Genomic DNA, 4,111 nt, shown 5'->3' on the forward strand with positions numbered 1-4,111 from the left:
AACAGATACTTTACGTTTTTTATAGTAATAAAAATCATTTTTGTTTCAGAGGCAATCCATTTTGTTAGCTTGATGGGCATAGGATAGTACCCATATGACGAACCAATTATCTTTCAAGAAGACGGCTAGAAATCTGGATTTGGCACAGGCGTTGCCTACTTCCGTGATCCAGATGGTACTAATTTAGAGCTAATTGCTCCAAAAGGTCCATTTAGACGTGATTAATTAAAATATATTAATACTGAAAAACCACCTTTATGAGAGGTGGTTTTTTGTTGCTAATGGTGAAGATTAATATTGAGGTCTGATTGAGACCTATTCCTTTTCCACATCTTTCATCATACCATCGAAAGAATAGTCTTATAGCTATTTCAAATATTTCGGCAGTACTATATCGCTAGCAAGCTAAAATTTCATGGTACTCAAAAAAAATCTGCTGAATCATAACCAAAAAGTTCATTTTATCATTTCGGGGTAATTCGAAATTCTTAAGTTGTCGGGCACGGGGTACAGCTGAAAAACAGTGTATATTCATTAACTTCAAACTAATTTTGATGTAACAAAATTTGTATTTATACCTTTTTAACGAATTCAGATTTTAATTTCATAGCTCCAAAACCATCAATTTTACAATCAATATCATGATCTCCATCAACTAATCGGATACTCTTTACTTTTGTACCAATTTTTACAACTGATGAAGTTCCTTTTACTTTAAGATCTTTAATTACTGTTACAGAATCACCATCGTTTAAAATATTTCCATTTGCATCTTTAATTACCTTTGTATCTTCACTATTTTCAGCTTCTAATTCTAAAGTCCACTCATGAGCACATTCTGGACAAACAAAAAGATTCCCATCTTCGTAAGTGTATTCTGAATTACATTTTGGACAATTTGGTAAATTAGGCATATTTTTATTTCCTCCACTCGTTTTCGTTTATTCTATTAAATAAATATTATTTTTAATTTCCGTTTTTCGTTTTTCGTTTTTCGTTTTTCGTTTAAATGTACGGAAAATATTCTCTTCTTGCTTTTTGATACTTATTTGTTGAATGTATAAAAAAACTACTTGTTCACACCTTGTAAAAAATCTTCTCCACATTCTCCAAAGCAAACTTTCTTCTTCTCTACTTTTTTAATAAAATGATTAAAAAAGTAGATTAACTCAAACAAACTTTGTATGTGAAGTGAAATTTTTAAAAATCTAATGCATTTTCTTTATTCTTTATTGTATTGATTTCCTGAGATTGCTGAGAAAGCCCTGTACATTCATGAAAAGCAAAATGCTTACACCCTATACATTTTTTTGTATTCAGATGTCCTAAAGCACAATTAATTGCTTCTCCGGTATGATTAAAAAAGTTTTCTTCCCCAATCTCAGCGTACAATCCATTCTTATCTAGATTGGCTTTTAGCTCTGATTGAATTCCAGAAATAAGAAGTACGCCACCTTGTTTTTTGAAGTGCTGAACAATATTCCTAAAGTAAGACTCTCCTGTGGTATCAATAAAAGGAACTTTTCCCATACGTAAAATTAAAACATTAGGTTTATAATGAATAGTCGCTAAAATATTTTGTTCAAATGTTTGAGCAGCCCCAAAAAATAATGGCCCTTCTATTGTATAAATGCTAATTTGTGGGCAATCATGAGCTTTATTTACCACATGTGGTAGCAATTTTTCATTTCTTTTTGTATGATCAGGAAGCACTTTTGATATGACAAGCATATTACTCATACGTTTTGTAAACAAAATAATAGCTAATATAAGACCAATCTCTACAGCTGTTGTTAAACTAGTAAATACAGTAAGTAAAAATGTTACCAATAATACAAGAGAATCTCCCGTCTTCATTTTAAGTATGTGATAAAAATGTTTCTGCTCGCTCATATTCCAAGCTACCACCATTAAAATCGGGGCCATACTAGCAAGTGGAATATGTGAAGCATATGGCGCTAACAGTAGAAGTGTAAATAACACAAATCCTCCGTGAATAACACCCGCCATCGGAGATACAGCTCCACTCTTAATATTAGTTGCTGTACGTGCAATCGCTCCAGTTGCCGGAATTCCGCCAAATAACGGGGTAACAATATTGGCAATCCCCTGACCGATAAGCTCTTTGTTACTGTTGTGTTTACTATTTGTCATACCATCTGCCACGACAGCGGATAAAAGTGATTCAATTCCACCGAGCATCGCAATAACAAATGCAGGACCAATTAACTGCTTTATACGTTCTAATGTGATTTCTGGTATATCAAACTGAGGAAGTGTATTTGGAATCGTACCATATGCTGTACCAATAGTAGGTACATAACCTGAGAAAAATACAGTTGCAATTACAGTTGAAATAACAACACCTACTAATGAACCAGGCACTTTTGGTAAAATCTTTGGTGTTATGAGTATAACAAAAAAGCAAATCAAAGCAGTTATAACACTATAAAAATTGGTAGTACTGATATGAGTGAAGAGTTCCTTCAAATTCGCTAGAAATTCCTCATGCTTTTTTATACCTGTTAAACCTAAAAAACTAGCAATTTGTCCCGTAAAAATAATAACAGCAATACCTGAAGTAAAACCAATTGTTACAGGACGTGGAATAAACTTAATTAAAGAGCCTAGCTTGAAGATTCCCATAAGACATAAAATAATTCCAGCTAACAAACCCGCGAGTAGTAAATTTTCGTATCCATAGGTAATTACAACTCCTAAAAGAATCGGAACAAAAGCACCTGTAGGTCCTCCAATTTGATACTTCGAACCACCAAACAGTGAAATGAGTATTCCAGCAATACAGGTTGTATAAATCCCATACTCTGGCTTAACACCAGAGGCAATAGCAAAAGACATAGCAAGTGGAATCGCAACAACGCCAACAATCATTCCTGAAAGAAGATCCTTTTGAAAATGTGCTAATGAATATCCTTCAAACCTTCCTGTAAATAACTTTCTCATTACAAACCCTTCTTTTCTATTTTTAATAGATCTGGATTACAAATGTATTTCTCGGTCCCTTATACAGAAAATTGTCCTTTTCACAAAAAGAAAAACCATCCTAATATTTACTATATGTTTTACTTAAATGACACTCCAATTCACCTATATCTCCACCTTGTTGTACATAGGATTTCAATCTTTCTGCTAGACGTTCTCCGGCTCGACTATCTAGCTTCTTCGTATCAATAAACGATCTAATCCTTACCTTATCTGGAGTAATATCTCTACGAAACATTTGTCCTGGAATTTCACTCCAAAAACGATTCCATTCATCCAGTAATCCTATTTGATCAAATAAAAAACCTTGAATTCCACATAACCAAGCTGTACAAGCAGTATTTCTTTTTCGACATCCAACTCCATCTTGTAAATGTTGGCATGACAAACAACAAGAATTTCCACTTTTTATACAAACTTCACAAACGTAATGAGCTCCTAATGAGCGAAATGTTTCAATCCCATGTTGGATGATATCTTCTTTCTTAACCTCAATACTCAACCTATCCCTCCTTAGCCATCATTTCAGTTTCTGCTCCATCTAGCTCTTCTAACATTGAAATCGTATCGATTAAATGGTTGTTAAAAATCTTCCGTGCAACCACCAATAAATCCACAATAATAGGGTCTCGTAAAGAATATAAAACTCTTTTTCCATCTTTTCTACCAACAACAATGTTTTTTGAACGTAGTACACTTAATTGCTGAGAAACAGCTGAACCTTCCTTATTTAGAATATCTTGAATTTCGTTTACGCTTTTTTCACCTTCTGACAATAATTCTAAGATACCTATTCGCAAAGGGTGTGCTAAGGCTTTAAAGAAATCTGCTTTAAATTGTTGCATTTCGTTTCCCATTGAAATCCCTCCGTTACTTTTCCTCAATTTTCAAAAGTACCATATACATCTTCAAATGTTTGAATATGTATATGGTACTTTTAAAACCTCGAATTTTCAATACAAATTTTACAATATTAAATAAGCATCAAATAGAGATACTATTCAAATTCAGGTTCAAAATTTATTATCCAAAATAAATGCGCCTAACATATTAGGGATATATAATACGTTAGGCGCTTGATATTTAAAATTTCTCGATTTAGGTCTTG

4 protein-coding genes and 1 pseudogene are annotated in these 4,111 nt (G+C 33.1%); 1 reads left to right on the top strand and 4 read right to left on the bottom strand.

Annotated features, from left to right (window positions below; genetic code table 11):
* Positions 1 to 90 precede the first annotated feature (90 nt).
* Positions 91 to 225, top strand: a pseudogene (locus ACQGSG_RS27170) (VOC family protein); the annotation flags it as partial.
* 347 nt (positions 226 to 572) lie between these two features.
* On the opposite strand, the gene ACQGSG_RS27175 reads toward ACQGSG_RS27170, so the two are convergent.
* From ACQGSG_RS27175 to ACQGSG_RS27190, 4 genes are all read right to left on the bottom strand, one after another.
* A complete protein-coding gene (locus ACQGSG_RS27175) occupies positions 573 to 914 on the bottom strand; it encodes a zinc ribbon domain-containing protein YjdM (RefSeq protein ID WP_001133198.1) in 342 nt (113 codons plus the stop codon).
* Between the two features lie 286 nt (positions 915 to 1,200).
* Positions 1,201 to 2,964 carry a SulP family inorganic anion transporter gene (locus ACQGSG_RS27180; RefSeq protein WP_070756814.1) on the bottom strand — a complete coding sequence of 588 codons (1,764 nt, stop codon included), beginning with the start codon at positions 2,962 to 2,964 and terminating at the stop codon, positions 1,201 to 1,203.
* 100 nt (positions 2,965 to 3,064) lie between these two features.
* Positions 3,065 to 3,505 carry a DNA mismatch repair protein gene (locus tag ACQGSG_RS27185; protein ID WP_325842302.1) on the bottom strand — a complete coding sequence of 147 codons (441 nt, stop codon included), beginning with the start codon at positions 3,503 to 3,505 and terminating at the stop codon, positions 3,065 to 3,067.
* A 1-nt stretch (position 3,506) separates the two neighbouring features.
* Positions 3,507 to 3,860 (bottom strand): ArsR/SmtB family transcription factor, encoded by a 354-nt coding sequence (locus ACQGSG_RS27190; protein WP_065703588.1) that lies wholly within the window; start codon positions 3,858 to 3,860, stop codon positions 3,507 to 3,509.
* Between the last annotated feature and the right edge of the window lie 251 nt (positions 3,861 to 4,111).

It is taken from the genome of Bacillus sp. GMa5/1 (assembly GCF_050172015.1).
Taxonomy (GTDB): domain Bacteria; phylum Bacillota; class Bacilli; order Bacillales; family Bacillaceae_G; genus Bacillus_A; species Bacillus_A cereus.